The following is a 21,020-nucleotide window of genomic DNA, read 5'->3' on the forward strand; positions in this document are numbered from 1 at the left end:
CCCGCCGCGGCCGGGCGGGGAGGGCGCTCAGAGGCGGGGGTCGACGGGCTCGGACTCCAGCGCCAGCACGGCGAACACCGCCTGGTGGACGCGCCACAGCGGTTCCCCGGCCGCGAGCCGCGTCAGGGCCTCCTGCCCCAGCGCGTGCTCCCGCATCGCCAGTGACCGCTTGCGGCCGAGCGAACGGCGCCGCAGCCGTCCGAGGTTCCCGGGCTCGGTGTAGTCGGGGCCGTAGATGATCCGGAGATACTCCCGGCCGCGGCACTTGATGCCCGGCTGTATTCGCCTCTCCTCCGGGGGAGGGTTCTGTTCCCCGAGCAGCGGCTTGACGACCATGCCCTCGCCGCCTTCGGACGTGAGCTTCTCCCACCACGCGGTGACGTCGGCGACGGAACGCTCCGACCCCAGGTCCACGGCGCGCCACTCGGTCGCCTGGAGCAGCCCCGACTCGTCCGCCGCCGCGAGCCTCCCGGCCACCGCCATGTGCCAGTCGTGGCCGTGCCGCATCGCCCAGGCCGTGCCCTCGCCCGCCAGGACCTGGAACGGGGCCAGCCTGACCCCGTCCAGGCCGTCGACCGTCCAGCAGTAGCGGGCGTAGGCGTCGCGGAAGAGGCCGGCGTTGGCGGCGCGGCGGTCGACGTGCTCGCGCAACGCGCCCACGTCCAATCCCCGCGCCTCCGCCGCCGCCAGCACCCCGGACGCCATCGGCAGCGCCGCCCGCGCCGCCGCCCCGGTCGCCGCGTACTGCGTGCGGATCAGGTCCATCGCCTTGGCCGACCACGGCAGCAGCTCGCAGTCCAGCGCCAGCCAGCCGGTCTCCAGCTCGTCCCAGAGCCCCGCGGCCGTGACCGCGGCGCGCACCCGGTCGAGGACCTCGCCGGTACGGGCGGGGTCGCGGAAGAACGACCGCCCGGTACGGGTGTAGACCGCGCCGGTCGTGCCGTCGTTCACGCCGAAGCGGGCGGCGGCGACACCGTCGTCGCGGCAGACCACGACCACGGCGCGCGAGCCCATGTGCTTCTCCTCGCACGCCACCCGCTCCACGCCCGCGTCACGGTACGCCGCCAGCGCCTCGGCCGGGTGCTCCAGCAGACCGGGCAGCTCGGACGTGTCAGTGTCATTCTGGGGGGACGACCCCCCAGACCCCCCGGCAACGGCTGCGCCGTCAGTCCTCGCTTCGCTGCGGCTGTCGGCGGGAGCCATCGTCGGCGGCAGGTACACCAGCCAGCGCGGGTCGACGGCGAAACGGCTCATCACCTCCAGCGCCGCCACCGCGTTCTCGTGCCGGACCGCGACCCGGCCGAGCAGCCGGGTGTGCACGCCCTCGGCGTCCAGCACGTCCTCGATCTTCAGGACGTCGCTCTCCCGGTGCCCTCCGGCCGGCGCCGTCTCCGGCTCGGCCTCGAACGGGCGGACCGGCTCGTACCAGACCTGCCGGGCGGGACGGGAGACCAGCTCGCGCTCGGGGTAGCGCAGCGCGGTCAGCCGCCCGCCGAACACCGCCCCGGTGTCGAGGCAGATCGTGTTGTTGATCCACTCCGGTACGGGCACGGGCGTGTGCCCGTAGACGACCATCGCCTCGCCCCGGTAGTCGCGGGCCCACGGGTAGCGCACCGGCAGGCCGTACTCGTCGGTCTCGCCGGTGGTGTCGCCGTAGAGCGCGAAGGAGCGGACCCGTCCCGAGGCGCGCCCGTGGTAGTCCTCCTTCAGCCCGGCGTGCGCGACCACGAGCCGACCGCCGTCGAGCACGTAGTGGCTGATCAGGCCGTCCATGAACCGCATCGCCTCGTCGCGGAACCCGGCGGGTTCGGCCGCGAGCTGCTCCAGCGACTCCGCCAGCCCGTGCGCGACCCGCACCTTCCGGCCGCGCAGCGCCCGCACCAGCTTGGCCTCGTGGTTGCCGGCCACGCACAGCGCCTGACCGGCGGCCGCCATCCCCATGACCAGGCGCAGCACCCCCGGCGAGTCCGGCCCCCGGTCGACGAGGTCGCCGACGAACACGGCGGTGCGGCCGCCGGGGTGGTTCGCCCCGGCGGCGCGGCCGAGCGCGTCGCGTTCGATCTCGTAGCCGAGGTCGCCGAGGAGGTCCTCCAGCTCGGCGCGGCAGCCGTGCACGTCGCCGATGACGTCGAACGGACCGGTCAGCTCGCGCCTGTCGTTCCACGCCTTCTCGTAGGCGATGGTCGCGGCGTCGATCGCCTCCGTGCCCTCCAGGACGTAGGACCGCCGGAACTCCCGTCCCGCCAGCGCCCGCAGGCTCCGCCGCAGCTCGCGGCGCTGCCTCGGGATCACGTGCGGGGGCAGGTGGGACCGCTCAGGGCGTGCCGCGTTGCGTTCGGCGGCCACCCGCTCGGGCACGTCCAGCACGATCGCGACCGACAGCACGTCGTGCTCCTTGGCGATCCGCAGCAGCGCCTCGCGCGCCTTGGGCTGCACGTTGGTCGCGTCGACGACGGTCAGCAGCCCGCGCCGCAGCCGCTTGCGGACGATGTAGTGCAGCAGGTCGAACGCGTCGCCGGTGGCGGACTGGTCGTTCTCGTCGTCGGACACCATCGCCCGGCAGCGGTCGGACGACACCACCTGGCTCGGCGCGAAGTGCCTGCGGGCGAAGTGCGACTTGCCGGAGCCGGAGATCCCCACGAGCACGACCAGGCCCATCTCCGGCACCCTGATCGTCGTCGGCGCCGCGGTGGTCGTATTCAAGCCGCCTCCTTCACGAAAACGCCCATCTGGGTGGGCGCGCCGACCTCGGGGTCGTCGTCGCCCACGGGCACGTACCGGACCCGGTAGCCGAACGCGGCGGCGACCCGGCCCGCCCACTCCTCGAACTCGGCCCGGGTCCATTCGAACCGGTGGTCGGGATGGCGCGCCGCGCCGGGGGCCAGGCCCTCGTAGCGGACGTTGTACTCGACGTTCGGCGTGGTCACGACCACCACCGCGGGACTGGCGTCGCCGAACACCACGCGTTCCACGGCGCCGAGCCGGGGCGGGTCGACATGCTCGATCACCTCCATGAGCACCGCCGCGTCGTAGCCGCGGAACCGCTCGTCGGTGTAGGTCAGCGCGCTCTGCAGGATCTCCACCCGCGGCGGCCGGTCCGGGCCGGCCTGGTCGGGCAGGCCGCGGCGGTGCGCGATCTGCACGGCCCGGTACGACACGTCCACCCCGGTGATCTTCTCGAAGCGGCGGTCCTGCTTGAGGCGGGCGACCAGCTTCCCGGTGCCGCAGCCCAGGTCGATGACGCGCGCGGCGCGCTCGGCGTGCAGCGTCTCCAGGACCGCGCGGATCCGCCGCTCGGCCAGCGGCACCGGCGGCTCGGCGGCACCCTCCGACTCCGGATCGGGCTCGGGCGCGCCCGGCTCGGCGGCGGTCGGGTCGACGGGGGGCGGCTCCTCCTCCAGCGGGTCGCGGTCCAGCTCGTCCTCGGGCGCGCCGTCGGCGTCGGCGAGCCGGCCCAGCGCGGCCCGCACCAGGCCGCGCCGGTTGGCCAGGTAGCGGCGGGTGATCGCGGCCCGGTCCGGATGCGCGGCCAGCCAGCCCTCCCCCGCCCTGATCAGCTTGTCCACCTCGTCGGAGGCGATCCAGTAGTGCTTGGCCTCGTCCAGCACGGGCAGCAGCACGTACAGCTGGTTGAGCGCGTCGGCCAGGCGCAGCTCACCGGCCAGGCGGAGCGTGACGTAGCGCGAGTCGCCCCACTCGGGGAAGGCGGGGTCGAGCGGCACCGGCGCCGCCTCGACCCGCCAGCCCAGCGGCGCGAAGTACCGCTCGGCGCGCTCCGGCCCGCCCCGGCACGGCAGCGCGGGCAGGACGACCTCCAGCGGGATCGGGCGCGCGGCCAGCTCGGGACGGGCGTCGCAGCGGCCGCGCATCGCCGTGCGGAAGGTGTTCGCCATCGCCGAGGCCAGCAGGGACGACGCGGCGTAGGGCCGGTCGTTGACGTACTGGCCGAGGGAGAAGTCGGGCGTGCCCTTGCCCCGCGTGCGCACCAGCGCGACCGGGTCGACGTCCAGCAGCAGCGCCGCCGTGCAGCGCTCCTCCCCCGCCTCCGGATAGAACACGTGCGCGGTGCCGAAGGACTGCCCGAACGCCTGCGCCTTGTCCGGATGCTTGTGCAGCAGGAAACCGAGGTCGGACGCGGGCGATCCCGCGAGGGCGGCCGTGGTGGTGATCGTCAAAAGCACGGGTTCAGTGTGGCCGATATTCAGACGCCCTTTCGAATGATTTCTGCCAGAATGCTCGGCGATATGAGCAGACATCCGCGGCGGGCGACCGCGCAGGAGACGGTGGCGATCATCGAGCGGGGCGCGTACGGCGCGCCGTCCGGACGGACCGTCCGGATCGCCGACGACCTCGAACGATCCGTGCGCGACAGCGTCCTGCACACCCCGGAGGAACTGGACGCGCTGCTGGCCGCCGGGCCGTCCCGCGCGGCGGCCGAGCCCGACCGGGGGACCCGGCTCGAGGTCACCGGCGAGACGACACTGGCGGCGGCGAGGCGCCTGGGCGACGCCTCGGAAGTGCCGTTCGCACTCAATTTCGCCTCCGCCAAGAATCCCGGCGGCGGCTTTCTCAATGGCGCGCACGCGCAGGAAGAGGGCCTCGCGCGCTCCTCCGGCCTGTACGCGTCGCTGCGCGCCCGGCGCCGGTTCTACGACTTCCACCGCGAGCAGGGCGACCTGCTCTACAGCGACCACATGATCTACTCGCCCGCCGTCCCGGTGTTCCGCGACGACGCGGGCCGGCTGCTGGAGGAGCCGTACCCGGTGGCCTTCCTCACCTCGCCCGCGCCCAACCGCGGCGCGATCCGCGACCCGGAGAAGACCGCGCTGATCCCGGCGGTGCTGGCGGAACGGGCCCGCAAGGTGCTGGCGGTCGCGGCCGTGCACGGCCACGGGCGGCTGGTGCTGGGCGCGTGGGGCTGCGGGGTCTTCCGGAACGACCCGCGGGAGGTCGCCGCCGTGTTCGCCGGGCTGCTCGGCCCGGGCGGGGAGTGGGCGGGCGCGTTCGAGCACGTGGTGTTCGCGGTCTGGGACACCGCCGAGGGCGCGCCCAGGCACGCCGCGTTCGAGGAGGTCTTCGCCGGTCTCACCGGCTGAGCCCCGAGGTTCTTCCCGGGACGGGCCGCCTCCCGTTCGCACGGGGGCGGCCCGCGCCCGCTACAGCTTGGCCAGGATCTCCGCGGCCACCAGCTCCAGGTGATCGAGATCGTGCGGGTCCAGGACCTGGAGGTACAGGCACTCGGCGCCCAGCTCACGGAACGTGCCGATCTTCTCCAGCACCTCGCCGGGCGTCCCGGCCAGGCCGTTCTCCCGCAGCTCGGGCACCGCGCGGCCGATCGCGTCGGCCCGCCGCTTCACCTCGGCCTCGTCCCTGCCGACGCACACCACCTGCGCGGCCGAGTACACCATCGGCTTGGTGCGCCCCGCCTCCCGGCAGGCCGCCCGCACCCGGTCGAACGCCGCCGCCGTGTCCTTCGCCTGGTGGAAGGGCACGTTGTACTCGTCGGCGTGCGCGGCGGCCAGGCGCGGCGTGCGCTTGGCCCCCACCCCGCCGATCAGCACCGGCGGCCCGCCGTCCTGCGCCGGCTTGGGCAGCGCCGGAGACTCGGCGAGCCGGTAGTAGCGGCCCTCGAAGTCGAAGGTGGAACCGGCCGGCGTCCGCCACAGCCCGGTGATGATCTCCAGCTGCTCCTCCAGCCGCTCGAAGCGCTCCCGCAGGCCGGGGAAGGGAATCCCGTAGGCGGTGTGCTCGGCGTCGAACCAGCCGGTGCCGATCCCGAAGTCGACCCGGCCGCCGCTCATCTGGTCGACCTGCGCGACCGAGATCGCCAGCGGGCCGGGCAGCCGGAACGTCGCCGCCGTCACCAGCGTGCCCAGCCGGATCCGGCTGGTCTCGCGGGCCAGCGCGCCCAGCGTGACCCAGGAGTCGGTGGGCCCCGGCTCCCCGGACACGTCCCCCATCTTGAGGTAGTGGTCGGAGCGGAAGAAGGCGTCGAAGCCGAGGTCCTCGGCGGCCTTGGCCACCGCCAGCAATGTCTCGTACGCGGCCCCCTGCTGGGGCTCGGTGAAGATCCGAAGACGCATGATCCCATCCTCGTACGAACGGCCGGCCCCGCGCGCCGCGGGGCCGGGAAACGTCCCGGATCCCGCCGGGCGTCAGTCCCGCCAGGACGGCCGGTACTTGGTCGACTGCTCCTTCTGCTTGGGCTGGTACTTCGTCGCGGGCCGCCCCTCCGGCGCGGAAGGCCGGCCCTGCTGGCTCTGCTGACCTTGCTGACCCTGGCTCTGCTGGCCCTTCTGCGCGGGCGCGGCGCCGTCCACGGTCGTGCGGACCTGAGTCCGGTTGTCGGTCAGGTCCGTCTCGCGGGTCGAGGTCGTCACCCGCACCGGCGCCCGCAGGACCGTGCCGGGCCGCACGTCCTGGGACGGCCGCAGCGTGATCCGCATCGACCGCTCCTCGCTCGCCTCCAGCGTGCCGATCGAGCACGCCACCGTCGCACCGCCGCGGGTGCACGAGCTGTGCTGGAAGTCCCCCATGTTGTCGGTGCGGACGGCCCCGTCCGGCAGGCTCGCCGTGAGGATCACGTTCCGCGCCCGGTCCGGACCCGCGTTGCGGACGGTCACGTCGTACGGGACCTCCGCGCCTGGCCGGACCCTGGCCGGGGCCTCCGCCTCCACCGAGACGTCGGCCACGTCCCGCGCGCCCCCCGTCGCGTGCGCCGCAGCGTGCGCGCCCGCCGGCGCGACGGCGCCGAGCAGCGGCGCCGCGGCCAGCACGGCGAGACGGAGCGCGGCCGCGCGCCCCTTCGATGCGTCGTTGTTCATGTCGCCCCCCGTCGACCTGGCCGGACACCGGTCGGGTCCAGCCGATGATCTTCGTTCTAGCGGCTGCGCGCTTGATCATCTAGCCCGGGCGCGGCGTGTCCACCGACGCGGACGGTCAAACTTCGGCCAAGCCCGTGCGCTATCCGGCCGTGAGCAGCACGATGGCCGCCGCGACCCCGGCGAGCCCGGCCGCCTGCGCCCGGCGGAGCCGCTCGCGCAGCACGGTGACGCCCAGCAGCACCGGGATCGCCGGGTACAGCGAGGACAGCACGACGGCCACCGCGACCAGTTGCAGCCGGGCCGCGAGCATGTAGCAGACCAGCGCGAGCGCCGCCAGGCCGCCGGTCAGCGCCGCCCACGGGACGAGCCGCGCGGGCAGGCCGCGGGCCCCGTCCGAGGTCCGCGGCGAGGTCCGCAGCAGCGGCAGGATGGCCAGCGCCGCGGCGCACCGGCCCGCGACGACCGGCCAGAGCCCCGACTCGGGGCCGGCCTGGGCCAGCGCGAGGTACTGCACGCCGATCCCCACCCCGGCGATCATGGCGTCGATGGTCGCGGCCCCGCTCCCGGGACCGCCCTCGCCGTGCCCTCCGTCGCCGTTCCCCGCGTCCCGCGAGACCAGCCACAGGGCGGGCACCGCGACGGCCACGCCCAGCCAGGCCGGCGCCGACGGGCGGTCGCCCAGCAGCACGACCCCGGCCAGCACGGGCAGAGCGAGCCCGTTCACCGCGCTGACCGGGACGACCACGCTCATCGTCCCCCGGCTCAGCCCCCGGTAGAGGTAGAGCATGCCGAGCCCGGTCCCGACGCCCGACAGCGCCGCGGCCGCCAGGGTCAGGACGAGCCCGCCGAGCTGCCCGGCCAGGGCGACGGCGGCGAAGCCCGCGCGGCGCGACAGCAGCCCGCCCGCCACGTCGGCGATCCCGTACAGCACCGCCGAGGCCAGCGCGAGCAGCGGCCCCATCAGCCGCCCTCCCTCCCGGCGCCGTCGTCCCGCTCCCGGGTACGGCGGCGCTCGGCCGCGCCGACGGGGCAGGCGGCGCCGGCCGTGCAGGCATCGCGGTCGCACAGCCGGCACATCCGCTCGGCGTCGCCGACCTCGTTGTACAGGCGGGTGAGCAGCCGGGACAGCAGGTCCGCCAGGGTCTCCCGCTCGCCCGCGCCGAGGGCGTCCAGCGCGGCGGCCAGCGGGGCGTCGCGGGCGGCCAGCAGCTCGCGCGCCGTGCTCCGTCCCCGCCCGGTGAGCCGGACCGGCACCGCGCGCCCCGGCCCGCGGCCGCGCTCGACCAGGCCGGCGGCGGCCAGGCCGTCCACCATGCGGACCGCCGCCGACTGCGTCAGCCCGACGCGCCGCCCCAGCTCGGTGACGGTGACCTCGGGGGAGGCGGCCAGGACCACCAGCGCCGCCGCCCCGCTGGGCGCGACACCGGCCGCCCGCGCGGCCCCGGCCAGGACCAGGTCCGTCACGGCGAGCGCGGTCGCCCCGAGCAGATTCGCGGTCCGGCTGTCATGCATGACTCATGCATACCCGCGAGAATGCGCCGAAACGCCAAGCTCCGCGTCCGTCACGGCTCCTGAGGCCCGCCCACGTCCGCGACGCCCGCGCCGGAGCCCGCGACGCCCGCGCCGGGCCCCTCGCGGACCGGCAGCCGGACGGTCACGACCAGCCCGCCGCCCTCCCTCGGCTCGGCGGCCACCGACCCGTGATGGGCCGTCGCCACCGCCCGCACGATCGACAGCCCCAGCCCCGACCCGCGGTCCGAGCGCACCCGGTCCTGCCGCAGCCGGCGGAACGGCTCGAAGATCGTCTGCACCTCGTACGGCGGCACCGCCGGCCCCGTGTTGGCGACCACCAGCTCCGCCGCGCCGTCCCGCCGCCCGGTGGCGATCCACACCTCGCCGCCGTCGCGGTTGTGCCGGATCGCGTTCTCCACCAGGTTCTGCACCAGCCGCTCCACCAGCACCGGATCGCCCGCGGCGGGCGCCGCCCGCGCGGTCTTCCGCACCGTCAGCCGCCGTTCCGCGGCCTCGGCGGCCGCCTGGTCCAGCACGTGCCCGGCCACGTCCGCCAGGTCCAGCAGGGCCGGGTCGCTCACCGCGTTCTCCCCGCCGGCCAGGGTGAGCAGCCCGTCGATGAGCCGTTCGTGCCGGCCGTTCACCACCAGCAGCGACTCCCCCAGCCGCCGCACGTCGTCGGTGGCGTCCGGGCGGCGCAGCGCCACGTCCACCAGCGTCCGGTTGATCGCCAGCGGGGTGCGCAGCTCGTGCGAGGCGTTGGCGACGAACCGGCGCTGCCCGTCGAACGACCGCGCCAGCCGCTCCAGCATCGTGTCGAAGGTGTCGGCCAGCTCCCGGACGTCGTCGCGCGGCCCCCGGTAGGCGATCCGCTCGGTGAGGTTGTGGCCGTACGCCACCCGCCGGGCGGTCTCGGTGATCGCGTGCAGGGGACGCAGCGCCCGGTCCGCCAGCAGCCAGCCCAGCCCCAGCGCCGCCGTGCCCACCACGGCCAGCGCGATGCCGCCCTGGGTCAGCAGCGACCGCGTCGTCGTCTCCTGGTAGTCCTGGCGCTCCCGGATCAGCACCCCCTCCACTTGGCGCATCGTGAAGTCGTGCGCCGGCGGCGCCGCACGCCCGGCCCCCTCCGGGACGGGACCGCTCGGCGCGATGGCCGTCCTGACCGCGCCCGCCGGCTGCATGGTCTGCCGGAGGTTGTTCTGCACCAGGAAGTAGGTGAGGGCCAGCAGGACGATGCCCGCGGCGATGAACAGCCCGCCGTACAGCAGCGTGAGCCGCACCCGGATCGTGGGCCTGAACCTGTCGGCGGCGATGAGCGTCATGGGATGCGGTACCCCGCTCCCGGGACGGTCTCGATCACTGGCGGGTCGCCCAGCTTGCGGCGCAGCTTCATCAGCGTCACCCGCACGGTGTTGGTGAACGGGTCGGCGTGCTCGTCCCACGCCTTCTCCAGCAGCCGCTCCGCGGACACGACCGCGCCGCCGGCGCGCAGCAGCTCGGCCAGCAGCCCGAACTCCTTGCGGGCCAGGTGCACGTACCGGCCGTCCCGGTAGACCTCGCGGCGGGCGGGGTCGAGGCGGACGCCGGCGCGCTCCAGCAGCGGCGGGTCGGCCGGGCGGGCGCGGCGGCCCAGCGCGTGCACCCGCGCCACCAGCTCCTCGAACGCGAACGGCTTGGTCAGGTAGTCGTCGGCGCCCAGCCGCAGCCCGTCCACCCGCGCCGGGACGGCGGCGGCCGCGGTGAGCATCAGCACCCGCACCGGCGCGCCCGATTCCACGACGGCGCGGCACACGTCGTCGCCGTGCACGATCGGCAGGTCCCGGTCCAGGACGAGCACGTCGTAGTCGTTGACGCCCAGCCGCTCCAGCGCGGCGTCGCCGTCGTTGACGACGTCGACGGCCAGCGCCTCGGCCCGCAGCCCCTCGGCGATCGAGTCGGCGAGCATCCGCTCGTCCTCGGCGATCAGTATCCGCACGGTCCCGTCCCCATCCACCCGTTCGTACCGGTCCGCGCCACAGCATCCGGCAACCGGCGTAACGCGGGCATAACGCGAACCGGTTACGCGGGGGTTACCGGCCGCCGACTGGACTGCTCCCCGGATTCGGAACCCGCCGGGAACGGCCCGGCGGGCGGTCACGAGGAGATCGATCGATGCGACGGCAAGCGCTCGCGGCGCTGGTCATGGTGCCGCTGCTCGCTCTCGGGGCGTCGTCCTGCGGGGGCGGGGACGGCCAGGGGAACGGCACCGCCACCGGCAAGCCCGCCGCCAAGGAAGCGGACAAGATGCGCGAGTTCGCCAGGTGCATGCGCGCCAACGGCGTGGACATGCCCGACCCGGACGCCGAGGGCCGGGTCTCGATCCGGCACTCGGGCCCGCCCACCAGGATCGACGAGAAGATGAAGACGGCCCAGCAGAAGTGCCGCCATCTGATGCCGAACGGCGGCAAGCCGCCCAAGCCCAAGCCCGAGCAGCTGGCCAAGATGCGCGCGGAGTCCAAGTGCATGCGGGAGAACGGGGTACCGGACTTCCCCGACCCCGACCCCGCGTCCGGCGGCATCGCGATCAAGGCCCGGAAGGGCGGCGGCCTGGACCCCGACAGCCAGACGTTCAAGAACGCGCAGAAGAAGTGCGCCCCCGCCGGCGCGCGGATGGTCACCCACGGCGGCGACGGCCCCGGCCTGAGCGGCAGCGGGGACGGCAAGTGAGGAGGTCGCGCGCCGCGGCGCTGAGCGCCGCCGGGGTGGTGGTGGTCGCCGGCGCCGGGCTGGCGACCACCGGCCTCGGCGGCGGTGGCCGTCCCGCCCCCGCGCGAGGGGCGCTGCCGCCCGACACCACGGCCGTCGAACGGACCACGCTGGTGGAGACGCAGCAGGCCGACGGCACCCTGGGCTACGGCTCGGAGCGCACGGCCGCGGGCTCCGGCGGCGGCACCGTGACCTGGCTGCCCCGGCCGGGCGACCGCATCACGCGCGGGCGGACCGCCTACCGGGTCGACAACCGTCCGGTGCCGCTGCTGTACGGGTCGCTGCCCCTCTACCGGACGCTGTCCGAAGGCCGCGAGGGCCCCGACGTCAAGCAGCTCGAACGCAACCTGCGGGCCCTCGGCTACACCGGCTTCACGGTCGACGGCTCCTTCGAGTCCGGCACCACCGCCGCCGTCAAGCGCTGGCAGGACGATCTCGGGGTGCCCGAGACCGGGACGGTGGCACCCGGCTCGGTGCTGATCGCGTCCGGCGAGATCCGGGTCGCCCAGCGCAGAGCGACCGTCGGCGACCGGCTCGGCGGTGCGGTGTTCACCTACACCGGCACCGCCCGGAAGGTCAGCGTCGACCTGGACGTGCAGTACCAGCGGCTGGCCAGGAAGGGCACGGAGGTGGAGATCGAGCTGCCGGAGGGCGACACCGTCAAGGGCACGATCACCGCCGTGGGCAAGGTCGCCAAGCAGGGGCGGGGCGAGGACCCGACCACGGTGGCGGTCACGGTCGCGGTCGAGGGGCAGGGCTCGCTCGGCTCCTACGACAAGGCGCCGGTGACCGTGCGCATCACCGCCGACCGGCACGCGGGCGTGCTGGCCGTGCCGATCGCGGCGCTGACGGCCCGTCCGGGCGGCGGCTACGCGGTGCAGGTGGTGGAGGGCGGCCGGGTCCGCACCGTGCCGGTGGAGACCGGCGTGTTCACCGGCGGCAAGGTGGAGGTCTCCGGATCGGGCCTGGCCGAGGGCATGCGCGTGGGGGTGCCCAAGTGAGCGAAGCGGTCGTGGAGCTCCGCGAGGTCACCAAGACCTATCCGGGGGACGTCACCGCGCTCGACGCGGTCTCGCTGTCGGTCGCGGCGGGCGAGCTGGTGGCGATCGTGGGGCCGTCCGGCTCCGGCAAGTCCACCATGCTGCACATGATCGGCACGCTGGACCGGCCGAGCTCGGGCACCGTCCTGGTCCGGGGGCGGGACGTGTCGCGGCTCCCGGACCGGCGGCTGTCGGCGCTGCGCGCCCGCCGGATCGGGTTCGTGTTCCAGCAGTTCCACCTGGCGCCCGGGGTGACCGCGCTGGACAACGTCGCCGACGGGCTGCTGTACGGGGGCGTCCCGGTGGGCGGGCGCCGCCGCCGCGCCCGCGCGGCGCTGGAGCGCGTCGGGCTGGGGCACCGCCTCGGCCACCGGCCGCACCAGCTGTCGGGCGGTGAGAAGCAGCGGGTGGCGATCGCCCGCGCGGTGGCGGGCGAGCCGGCGATGCTGCTGGCCGACGAGCCGACCGGCGCCCTGGACTCGGCGTCCGGCGCCGGGGTGCTCGATCTGCTGCGCGAGCTGGCGGCGGGCGGCACGACGGTGTTGCTCATCACCCACGACCGGGACATCGCGGCGACGCTGCCCCGCCGGGTGCGGATGCACGACGGCCGGATCGTCGGGGACGACCGCGCCGTCCCCGGCGGGACCCCGGTGGAGGCCGCTCGATGACCACCACCGTGGACGACGACGCGCCCGCCCGGCTGGGCGCCGGCGACGTGCTCCGGGTCGGCGCCGCGGGCCTGCGCGCCCGCCCGCTGCGGGTGTTCCTGTCCGCGCTCGGCATCGCGATCGGCATCGCCGCGATGATCGGCGTGGTCGGGATCTCCACCTCCAGCCGCGCCCAGCTGCAGGCCACCCTGGACCGGCTCGGCACCAACCTGCTGACGGTGGCGCCCGGCCGGGACTTCTTCGGCGCGGACGCCGGCATGCCCGAGGAGGCGGTCGGCATGATCGGCCGGATGGCGAAGGTGGAGTCGGCGTCGGCGACCGGCAAGGTCACCGACACCGCCGTCTACCGCAACGACCGCATCCCGGAGGGCGAGACGGGTGGGATCAGCGTGCTGGCGGCCCGGGTCGACCTGCCCCGCACGGTGGGCCTCACCATGGCCGCCGGGACGTGGCTGAACGACGGCACCGCCCGGTACCCGGCCGTGGTCCTCGGCTCGGCCGCCGCCGAGCGGCTCGGCGTGGCCGCGCCCGGCGCCCAGGTCTGGCTGGGGTCGCAGTGGTTCACCGTCGTGGGCATCCTGGAGGCCAACGGCCTGGCGCCCGAGCTGAACGCGGCGGCGCTGGTGGGCTGGGACGCGGCGCGGGCCCGGCTGGGCTTCGACGGCCATCCCACGACGGTCTACACGCGCGCGGAGAAGCACGCGGTCGAGGAGGTGCGGGAGCTGCTCGCGGCGACCGCCAACCCGGAGTCGCCCAACGAGATCGAGGTCAGCCGGCCCTCGGACGCGCTGGCCGCCCAGAACGCCACCGACCAGGCGTTCACGGGCCTGCTGCTGGGGCTGGGCGGGGTCGCGCTGCTGGTCGGGGGCGTCGGCGTGGCCAACACGATGGTGATCTCCGTCCTGGAGCGCCGGGCGGAGATCGGCCTGCGCCGCTCGCTGGGCGCCACCCGGGGGCAGATCCGCCTGCAGTTCCTCACCGAGTCCCAGCTCCTGGCGGCTCTGGGCGGGGTGGGCGGGGTCGGCCTGGGCATCGCGGTGACGGCGGTCTACGCCGTCAGCCAGGACTGGCCGACGGTCGTCCCCGCGTGGGCGATGGCCGGGGGGATCGTCGCGACCCTGGCCATCGGCGCGGTGGCGGGCCTCTACCCGGCCATCAGGGCCGCCCGCCTCTCTCCCACCGAAGCCCTGGCGGCCCCCTGACCCCGGAGACGGCGGGGAAGGCGCGTCAGCCGACCTCGGCGCGGGCCTGCACGGTGCCGCCGGACGTGAACGTCACGGTCTTCGGCGTGAAGTCGCCCTTGGCGCACACCTTGCCGATGACCATGTTGCCGGGGCCCAGGGTCACCGACTCCAGCTCGGCGGCGTCCTGGCCGAGCGCCCGGCCCGCGTCGCGGACCGCCCCGTCGGCACCGGCGAGGGCGAAGTACATGGGGTTGACCTCCAGCGTCCCGGGGGTCCGGTTGACGACGGTGACGCGGGCGCAGGAGAAGTCGCCGCCGTGGTAGAGGGTGCTCGGGCGGAACCCGGCCTCCGCGGCGCCGAGCCCGACCGGCCCGGTCGCGTTCCGGCCGATCGCGGGTGGGGCGGACTGGGCGGCGGTCGGGTCGGCGTCTTCGGTGCAACCGGCCGCGAGCAGGGGCAGGGCCAAGGCCAGGACCAGGGGCAGGGCGGCGGCCAGGGCCAGGTTCGTCACGATGGTGCGCAAGCGGTTCGTCCCCGTTTCTCAGGCATGCGTGCATGACCTGACGGGGACGTCCGCGCACCGTGTGCGGCCGGCCAAACCGCGGTGCCCGGGACGTGAGTCATGTCGGGCACGACCGAGTCTACGTACGAATCCGCAGGTCAGCGCCCCTGCGGGTAAAAGCGGGTAAAAACTAGCCCTTGACGAGGGTGTTACCGGCTCATCGTTCACGGCGGCTCCTCAGATGGGCCTACTTGCTGCCCGAGTTCGAATCGGGCTCGGGTACGGGCTCGGCGAGGATCTCCAGCGCCTCGTCGACCTCGTCCGGGTTCCCGCGGAACGGATCGGACTCGGTGCCGAGGTTGCGCATCAACCGATCGAACGCCGCGGCCTTCCGGCCGACACGCGCCCGCTCCGCGTCGCTCACGACGTCGCCCTCCGCAGGACCGCGTCCAGCTCGCGTCCGAGGTAGTCGACGGCGCCCTGCAGGTCGTCGCAGCGGGCCATGTGCGCGCCCGTGGACGAACGGAACCACGCCCCGCTCGCCGCCATGCTCACCGTCTTGCCGGTCTCCGGCAGGGACGGGTGGACGACGCGCAGCCGCACGGGCAGCTCGTGCGGGCGGACCTCGACCCGCCAGCCCGCCTCGGCCAGCGCCCGGCCGAGCTCCCGGAGGATCTCGACGTCGGTCATCGCCAGCCGGCGCAGCCGGTTGCCCAACTCGTCCGCGGTGACGGCCTCGACCTCGGAGACCGCGTGCTGTGCGGGCCAGCCCGTTGCCCGGTCGATCTCGGGCAGGCGGATCGCCCACCAGTTGCCCCGGTCGGTGTGGATGATCGACCAGCCCGGAAAGTCCCGGACGAGCTGAGCTTTGGTCTCCTCGTCCGTCGCCGACGCCGTCACCGGCCCACCCCGCGCAGCACGTCCTGGATTCGGTCGGCCACTGCGGAGAGTTCGGTGACCGGGCCTACGCCTTGGCCCCACGCGAACCGGACGACCCCGTTCTTGACGACGAACGTGTCGTTCAGGGCGGGGTCGTCGGGGTTGGTGACGTGCAGCACCGTGCGGCTGCGCGCCGTCCGCGCCTCAGCCGGCCAGCCGCGCGCGACGAACTCCTCGTGGAGCTTGTTCAGGTGGGCGATGTCGTCCATGCCCACGGACAGTAGGCATGCGAACACACTCCGATTTCACAAGTGTGAAATCGGGGGAAGAAAGTCAGTGCGGGATGCCCATCCGTGCGACCATCCCGCGCAGTTCCCGGGTCGTCGCGCGCGCGTGCGCCTGGGTGTAGAGCACCGCCACCGCCTCCTGGACCGGCTTGTGGTTGCGGATCCACTGCGGCGCGGCGTACTCGGCCCGCAGCAGCCACCGTTCTGCCTGGCCTTGGGTCTTGCGGTCCCGCGCCAGGCCTCGGCCCACGTCGGCGAGGAAGGCGGCGTACCGGCCCCGGCGCCCGGCAGTCTGGCGGTCCGGGGCGCCGGTCAGCTTGGACTCGTCCACTCTGCTCGCGAGTTCGAGGACGGCGCCGCCGCGCTCTCCGTACTCCACGTTCACCGCGACGTCCCAGACGCGCACGTTGGTGGTGGAGAAGCTCATCCAGTTCTCGTCCGGCGTGTCCGGCTGGTGTACGGCGAGGGCGGCGGCCTCGCTCAGCCAGCTGCGCGCGCGGTCTGCGTCCTTCTCGACTGCCGCGGCCAGCGATGCCGACAGGCCGAGCATGCCCAGGACCTGCTGGCCGCGCGTCCCGGTGGCGTGGGCCTGGAGTGCTTCGGCCGCGCGTTCGGCGGCCGCCAGCGTCCTGTTCCACGAGCCGACACGCGGCATCGTGTGCACGCGGCAGAACGCGGCCTGCCCAAGGCGGACCGGGTCGTCGAGGATCGCCGCGGCTTCCTCGGCACGGACGGCGGCCAGGTGCGCCAGGTCCGGGTATCCGAGGTCCTTGCTGGTGAACGTCGCCGCGGTGCACGCCTCGACCAGCGTCTCGAGCGCGACGCGGTAGGCGGCCTCGTCGGCGGGGTCGGCGGCGTGCAGGTGGAGTTCGTCCAAGAGGTCGGGCAGGGCGCGGCCCACGGCCACGTAGTCGCACGCCTGGTGGTGTGCCTCGATCTCGACCATCTCGGCGACCAGTTCGTCCAGCGGCCGGGCGCGTTCGGCGGCCGGCGCCACGAGGCTGTTGGTCTGGAGCGCGAGCCGGATCGGGGGGATGACGGCGTGCGGGTCGGACTGGGCGGGGTCGCGGCCCAGGTGGGGTCCGCCGACCAGTTCGGTCTCCGACACGCGCAGCGCGCCGGCCAGCGCGGAGATGTGGGAGCGGCGGTCAAGGGACCGCAGGCCGCGCTCGGCCATGGACAGGAACGAGACGGACAGGTCGGCCTGCCCGGCGAGCTGGGCGAGGCTCATCTGCCGCCACCGCCGTAGGGCCCGAAGTCGGGCACCGACGGTAATCCCATCGTGCATTGGCCCTGCACCTTCCTGAGTGGTCGCGCCTTCAGGCTAAGGCGCAGGGCCGAATCTCGTCAGTGCGTCAGGCCACTTCGGCGCGGGCCAGCTCCTGCAGCAGCTCATCGGTCATCGCCACGATCGCCGGGGTGAACTTCCCCTTCGCGCATACGGTGCCCTTGGCCGTCTCGCCGGGCGCCAGCGTGGTCGTGGGCACCTGCCCCTGGTAGTCGCCCAGGGCGTCGCTGCTCTCGTGCTTCTCGCCCTTGCCGTCGACGAGGGAGAAGTACAGCGGGTTGACTGCGAGGTTGCCCTTGCGCTGGTTGGTGATGGTGACGCGGACGCAGGACAGGGCGCTGCCGTCGCTGAGCACGCTGGCCTTGGCCTTGGCCGGCGTCGCGGCCAGCTTCACCGTGGTCTTCTTCTTGGGCTTGGCCGAGCCGGCACCCTTGTCGGCGGGCTGGACGGCGGTGGGCTCGGCGCCCTCGATTTCGCAGCCGGTCACGGTGAGGACCGCGGTGAGACCGAGGGCGACGGCGGTGATGGAGGTGCGCATAGTGGATCCCCGTTCATCAGGATGGTCCGTGGCGGGGGCGTGGCCCCCGCGAAGCACGGTGATGATGAGACGAAACGATCACGGTCCGCGTTGACGCGGTCAGCGTTCTGTCACCATGCGGCCATGCGGGTCAGAGCGAGGGACTAGCCCTTGACCAGCACCGCCAGGCACTCCACGTGCTGGGTCATCGGGAAGGCGTCGAAGGCGCGCAGGGTCTCCAGGGTCCAGCCCCGCTCGCTGAAGTAGGACAGGTCGCGGGCCAGGGTGGCGGGGTCGCAGGAGACGTAGGCGATCTTGCGGTCGGCCAGCCGGGCGATCTGGTCGACGACCTCGCGGCCCGCGCCCGCGCGGGGCGGGTCGAGGACGACGACGTCGGCGCCGCGGACCCGGGCGCCGCGGTGGTGGCCGCCGCCGCGCTTGGACTGGGTGCGGTCCGAGCCGTCGGCCCGGCCGAACTCCAGGTCGGGCAGGACCTCCTCCACCTGGCCCCGCTCCACCGCCGCCTGCGGCAGGTCGCGCAGGTTGAACTTGGCGTCCCGGACGGCCTGGGCGTCCGACTCGACCCCGACCACCAGGCCGTCGGAGCCGACGCGCTCGGCCAGCAGGGCGGCGAACAGGCCCACGCCGCAGTAGAGGTCGACGGCGATCTCGCCCGGTTTCGGGTCGAGGGCGTCCAGGACGGCGTCGGCCAGCAGCTGCGCGGCGCCGGGGTGGACCTGCCAGAACCCGCTGCCGCTCACCTGGAACAGGCGGCCCGACACCTCCTCGCGCACGTACGGCACCTGCGCGGGCGCGCCGCCCGGCCCCGGCTTGCGGGGCGGGCCCTTGCGGACCAGCCGGACCGGGACGTCCAGCCGCGGCACCCGGGCGTTGCGGCGGCCCTTGAGGGAGACCAGCCGGTCGCCGGTGGTCGCCGACACGATGCCCTCGACCGACGACGCCCCCGGCCAGCGCTTGCGCTCGATGCCCATCAGCTCCACCCCGGGGTGGGCGATCAGGCACTCGTCGACCGGCTCGATGTCGTGGGAGCGGTGGCGGCGCAGCCCGATCACGCCGTCCACGGCGGTGAACTGCACCCGGGTGCGCCAGCCCAGCCCGGGGCCGCGGTCGATCTCGGCGGGCGGAGAGGGGACCTCCTCGACGGTGACGCCGCGGGTGATGCCGGCCACCCGCTGGAGCTGCTCCTCGACCACGGCGGCCTTCAGGCGGCGCTGGGCGGGCAGCGAGGCGTGCTGCCAGTCGCAGCCGCCGCAGCGGCCCGGCCCGGCGAACGGGCAGGGCGCCGGCACCCGGTCCGGGGACGCCTCGAGGATCTCCACGGCGTCGGCGCGCAGGAAGTTGCGGGTGCGGTCGGTGACCCGGGCCCGGACCCGCTCCCCCGGCAGGGCGTGCCGGACGAACACCACCCGGCCCTCGTACCGGGCCACGCAGAATCCGCCGTTGGCGACGTTGCCGACCTCCAGGTCGAGCAGGTCGGGGGTTTCGGGCTCGAGATCAGTCACGGTCCGAAACGATACCGCCGCCCGGGCGTGCTCCCTCCTGATCGGACGGCGCGCGCGGGGGACGGCGCGAGGCGCCCGGCGCGACCGGCTCGGGCCGGCCCTTGAGCCGGTCGGACGAGCGCAGCTGCCACGGCACGCTGGTGACCATGACCCCGGGCACGAACAGCAGCCGGCCTTTGAGCCGCAGCGCGCTCTGGTTGTGCAGCAGATGCTCCCACCAGTGGCCCACCACGTACTCGGGGATGAACACGGTGATCACGTCGCGGGGGCTCTTGCGGCGCACGTTCTTGACGTAGTTGAGCACCGGCCGGGTGATCTCCCGGAACGGCGAGTCGAGGATCTTGAGCGGGACGGGGACGTCCAGCGCGTCCCACTCCTCCTGGAGCCGCCGCGACTCCTGCGCGTCCACCGCGACCGTGACGGCCTCCAGCGTGGACGGCCGGGTGGCGCGGGCGTACGCCAGGGCCCGCAGCGTCGGCTTGTGGATCTTCGACACCAGCACGATCGCGTGGTTGCGGGCGGGCAGCGCCACGTCCTCACCGCTGGGCACCAGTTCCGCGGCGACCCGGTCGTAGTGCCGCCGGATCCCCTTCATCAGCAGGAACAGCACCGGCATCGCGATGCAGACGATGTAGGCGCCGTGGGTGAACTTGGTCACCAGCACGACGACCAGGACCGTTCCCGTCATCATCAGGCCGAAGGCGTTGATCGCGCGGGCCCGTTTCATCTCGCGGCGCGCGGCCGGGGCGGTCTCGGTGGCCAGCAGCTTGTTCCAGTGCCGCACCATGCCCGTCTGGCTGACGGTGAACGACACGAACACGCCCACGATGTAGAGCTGGATCAGCTTGGAGACGTCGGCGTCGTAGGCGTAGATCAGCACCCCGGCCGCGGTGGCCAGGATGATGATGCCGTTGCTGAAGGCCAGCCGGTCGCCGCGGGTGTGCAGCTGGCGCGGCAGGTAGCGGTTCTGCGCCAGCACCGAGCCCAGCACCGGGAAGCCGTTGTAGGCGGTGTTGGCGGCCAGCACCAGGATCAGCGCGGTCATCAGCGTGACGAAGCCGAACATCACCGGGGCGTTGCTGAACACCGTGTGCGCGACCTGGGCGACCACCGGGTCCTGCTGGGAGACGTCCCGTCCGGTGGCCGGGTCGATCAGGGTGCTGCCGTGGCTGGGGTCGGCGAACTTGGCGTCGGTGATGTAGGCCAGCGCGGTCACGCCGCAGAACATCGTCATCGCGATCACGCCGAGCAGCAGCAGCGTGGTCGCGGCGTTCCGGCCCTTGGGCTTGCGGAAGGCGGGCACGCCGTTGCTGATCGCCTCGACGCCGGTCAGCGCGGCGCAGCCGGACGCGAACGCCCGCATCAGCAGGAAGATCAGCGCGAAGCCGCCGACGCCCATCTCCTCGCCGCGGACCTCGAAGTGCGCGGTCTCGGCCTGCAGGTCGGCGCCCATCAGAAGCCGGCCGAACCCCCAGACCAGCATGGAGAAGATGCCGAACATGAACAGGTAGGTCGGGATCGCGAAGGCCATCCCGGACTCCTTGAGCCCGCGCAGGTTGAGCACGGTCAGGATGACCACCAGGATGATCGCGGCCGCGACCTTGTGCTCCCCCACGATGTGCACGAAGGCCCCGAGGTTGGCGACCGCCGAGGAGATCGACACCGCGACGGTGAGGACGTAGTCGACCAGCAGGGCGCTGGCCACCACCACCCCCCAGTTGCCGCCCAGGTTCTCGGTGGCGACCTCGAAGTCGCCGCCGCCGCTGGTGTAGGCGCGCACGTTCTGCCGGTACGAGGCGACCACCGTGAGCAGGATGACCACCACGGCCAGCGCCACCCAGGGGGTGAACTGGTAGGCGGCGAGCCCGGCGATCCCCAGGGTGATGAGGATCTCCTGCGGGGCGTAGGCGACCGAGGACAGCGCGTCGCTGGCGAACACCGGCAGCGCGATCCTCTTGGGAAGCAGCTGCTCGTGCTGCTGGGCGCTGCGCAGCGCGCGGCCCAGCAGTGCGCGTTTCACAAGGTCGGGAACCTTCGACACGGAAGGAGAC

At 74.1% G+C, this 21,020-nt stretch carries 21 protein-coding genes; 5 read left to right on the forward strand and 16 right to left on the reverse strand.

The window, feature by feature from the left end:
* Positions 1-27: 27 nt before the first annotated feature.
* Both ACFPZN_RS23385 and ACFPZN_RS23390 read right to left on the reverse strand, forming a co-directional pair.
* Complete coding sequence (locus ACFPZN_RS23385) at positions 28-2,703, reverse strand: polynucleotide kinase-phosphatase (protein WP_378284239.1); 2,676 nt, start codon at positions 2,701-2,703, stop codon at positions 28-30.
* Positions 2,700-4,181, reverse strand: a complete 1,482-nt coding sequence (locus tag ACFPZN_RS23390) for a 3' terminal RNA ribose 2'-O-methyltransferase Hen1 (protein WP_378284241.1) — start codon at positions 4,179-4,181, stop codon at positions 2,700-2,702. Before ACFPZN_RS23390 ends, ACFPZN_RS23385 begins: the two co-directional genes overlap by 4 nt.
* A gap of 63 nt (positions 4,182-4,244) precedes the next feature.
* On the opposite strand from ACFPZN_RS23390, the gene ACFPZN_RS23395 reads away from it, so the two are divergent.
* Entirely contained in the window at positions 4,245-5,096 is an 852-nt protein-coding gene (locus ACFPZN_RS23395; protein ID WP_378284242.1) for a TIGR02452 family protein, read from the forward strand.
* 60 nt (positions 5,097-5,156) lie between these two features.
* Here the strand turns inward: ACFPZN_RS23395 and ACFPZN_RS23400 are convergent, their stop codons facing one another.
* The 6 genes from ACFPZN_RS23400 to ACFPZN_RS23425 all read right to left on the reverse strand — a co-directional run bounded on the left by ACFPZN_RS23400 (position 5,157) and on the right by ACFPZN_RS23425 (position 10,311).
* Positions 5,157-6,083: an LLM class F420-dependent oxidoreductase gene (locus ACFPZN_RS23400; protein ID WP_378284243.1), complete on the reverse strand. Its 927-nt coding sequence runs from the start codon at positions 6,081-6,083 to the stop codon at positions 5,157-5,159.
* 72 nt (positions 6,084-6,155) lie between these two features.
* Positions 6,156-6,824 carry a DUF11 domain-containing protein gene (locus ACFPZN_RS23405; RefSeq protein ID WP_378284244.1) on the reverse strand — a complete coding sequence of 223 codons (669 nt, stop codon included), beginning with the start codon at positions 6,822-6,824 and terminating at the stop codon, positions 6,156-6,158.
* 139 nt (positions 6,825-6,963) lie between these two features.
* Positions 6,964-7,785, reverse strand: a complete 822-nt coding sequence (locus tag ACFPZN_RS23410; protein ID WP_378284245.1) for an EamA family transporter — start codon at positions 7,783-7,785, stop codon at positions 6,964-6,966.
* On the reverse strand, positions 7,785-8,336 hold the full coding sequence (locus ACFPZN_RS23415) for a MarR family winged helix-turn-helix transcriptional regulator (protein ID WP_378284247.1): 552 nt from the start codon (positions 8,334-8,336) through the stop codon (positions 7,785-7,787). The genes ACFPZN_RS23410 and ACFPZN_RS23415 overlap by 1 nt, the downstream gene beginning before the upstream one ends.
* A gap of 50 nt (positions 8,337-8,386) precedes the next feature.
* Entirely contained in the window at positions 8,387-9,658 is a 1,272-nt protein-coding gene (locus ACFPZN_RS23420; protein WP_378284248.1) for a sensor histidine kinase, read from the reverse strand.
* Positions 9,655-10,311, reverse strand: coding sequence for a response regulator transcription factor (locus tag ACFPZN_RS23425; RefSeq protein WP_378284249.1), 657 nt, complete (start codon positions 10,309-10,311; stop codon positions 9,655-9,657). Before ACFPZN_RS23425 ends, ACFPZN_RS23420 begins: the two co-directional genes overlap by 4 nt.
* A 176-nt stretch (positions 10,312-10,487) precedes the next feature.
* On the opposite strand from ACFPZN_RS23425, the gene ACFPZN_RS23430 reads away from it, so the two are divergent.
* From ACFPZN_RS23430 to ACFPZN_RS23445, 4 genes are read left to right on the forward strand one after another with little or no spacing between them, the layout of a single operon-like run.
* Positions 10,488-11,042, forward strand: a complete 555-nt coding sequence (locus tag ACFPZN_RS23430; protein ID WP_378284250.1) for a hypothetical protein — start codon at positions 10,488-10,490, stop codon at positions 11,040-11,042.
* Positions 11,039-12,082, forward strand: coding sequence for a peptidoglycan-binding protein (locus tag ACFPZN_RS23435; protein ID WP_378284251.1), 1,044 nt, complete (start codon positions 11,039-11,041; stop codon positions 12,080-12,082). The genes ACFPZN_RS23430 and ACFPZN_RS23435 overlap by 4 nt, the downstream gene beginning before the upstream one ends.
* Positions 12,079-12,789 (forward strand): ABC transporter ATP-binding protein, encoded by a 711-nt coding sequence (locus ACFPZN_RS23440; RefSeq protein ID WP_378284252.1) that lies wholly within the window; start codon positions 12,079-12,081, stop codon positions 12,787-12,789. Before ACFPZN_RS23435 ends, ACFPZN_RS23440 begins: the two co-directional genes overlap by 4 nt.
* Positions 12,786-13,991, forward strand: a complete 1,206-nt coding sequence (locus ACFPZN_RS23445; protein ID WP_378284253.1) for an ABC transporter permease — start codon at positions 12,786-12,788, stop codon at positions 13,989-13,991. The genes ACFPZN_RS23440 and ACFPZN_RS23445 overlap by 4 nt, the downstream gene beginning before the upstream one ends.
* Positions 13,992-14,016: 25 nt before the next feature.
* On the opposite strand, the gene ACFPZN_RS23450 is transcribed toward ACFPZN_RS23445, so the two are convergent.
* The 8 genes from ACFPZN_RS23450 to ACFPZN_RS23485 form a co-directional block, all read right to left on the reverse strand.
* Positions 14,017-14,496, reverse strand: coding sequence for a hypothetical protein (locus ACFPZN_RS23450; protein WP_378284254.1), 480 nt, complete (start codon positions 14,494-14,496; stop codon positions 14,017-14,019).
* A gap of 226 nt (positions 14,497-14,722) precedes the next feature.
* Positions 14,723-14,899, reverse strand: coding sequence for a hypothetical protein (locus tag ACFPZN_RS23455; RefSeq protein ID WP_378284255.1), 177 nt, complete (start codon positions 14,897-14,899; stop codon positions 14,723-14,725).
* A complete protein-coding gene (locus ACFPZN_RS23460; RefSeq protein ID WP_378284256.1) occupies positions 14,896-15,375 on the reverse strand; it encodes a hypothetical protein in 480 nt (159 codons plus the stop codon). The genes ACFPZN_RS23455 and ACFPZN_RS23460 overlap by 4 nt, the downstream gene beginning before the upstream one ends.
* Positions 15,372-15,623, reverse strand: a complete 252-nt coding sequence (locus ACFPZN_RS23465; RefSeq protein WP_378284257.1) for a hypothetical protein — start codon at positions 15,621-15,623, stop codon at positions 15,372-15,374. The genes ACFPZN_RS23460 and ACFPZN_RS23465 overlap by 4 nt, the downstream gene beginning before the upstream one ends.
* Before the next feature lie 64 nt (positions 15,624-15,687).
* The gene (locus ACFPZN_RS23470) at positions 15,688-16,929 is read right to left on the reverse strand and encodes a helix-turn-helix domain-containing protein (RefSeq protein ID WP_378284258.1); all 1,242 of its coding nucleotides are present in this window, start codon (positions 16,927-16,929) and stop codon (positions 15,688-15,690) included.
* Between the two features lie 67 nt (positions 16,930-16,996).
* On the reverse strand, positions 16,997-17,467 hold the full coding sequence (locus tag ACFPZN_RS23475; RefSeq protein ID WP_378284259.1) for a DUF4352 domain-containing protein: 471 nt from the start codon (positions 17,465-17,467) through the stop codon (positions 16,997-16,999).
* A gap of 143 nt (positions 17,468-17,610) precedes the next feature.
* Positions 17,611-18,969: a class I SAM-dependent RNA methyltransferase gene (locus tag ACFPZN_RS23480; RefSeq protein WP_378284260.1), complete on the reverse strand. Its 1,359-nt coding sequence runs from the start codon at positions 18,967-18,969 to the stop codon at positions 17,611-17,613.
* Positions 18,962-21,010, reverse strand: a complete 2,049-nt coding sequence (locus ACFPZN_RS23485) for an APC family permease (RefSeq protein WP_378284261.1) — start codon at positions 21,008-21,010, stop codon at positions 18,962-18,964. Before ACFPZN_RS23485 ends, ACFPZN_RS23480 begins: the two co-directional genes overlap by 8 nt.
* Between the last annotated feature and the right edge of the window lie 10 nt (positions 21,011-21,020).

The sequence above is a fragment of the Actinomadura rugatobispora genome, assembly GCF_042656285.1.
GTDB classification, from domain to species: Bacteria; Actinomycetota; Actinomycetes; order Streptosporangiales; family Streptosporangiaceae; genus Spirillospora; species Spirillospora rugatobispora.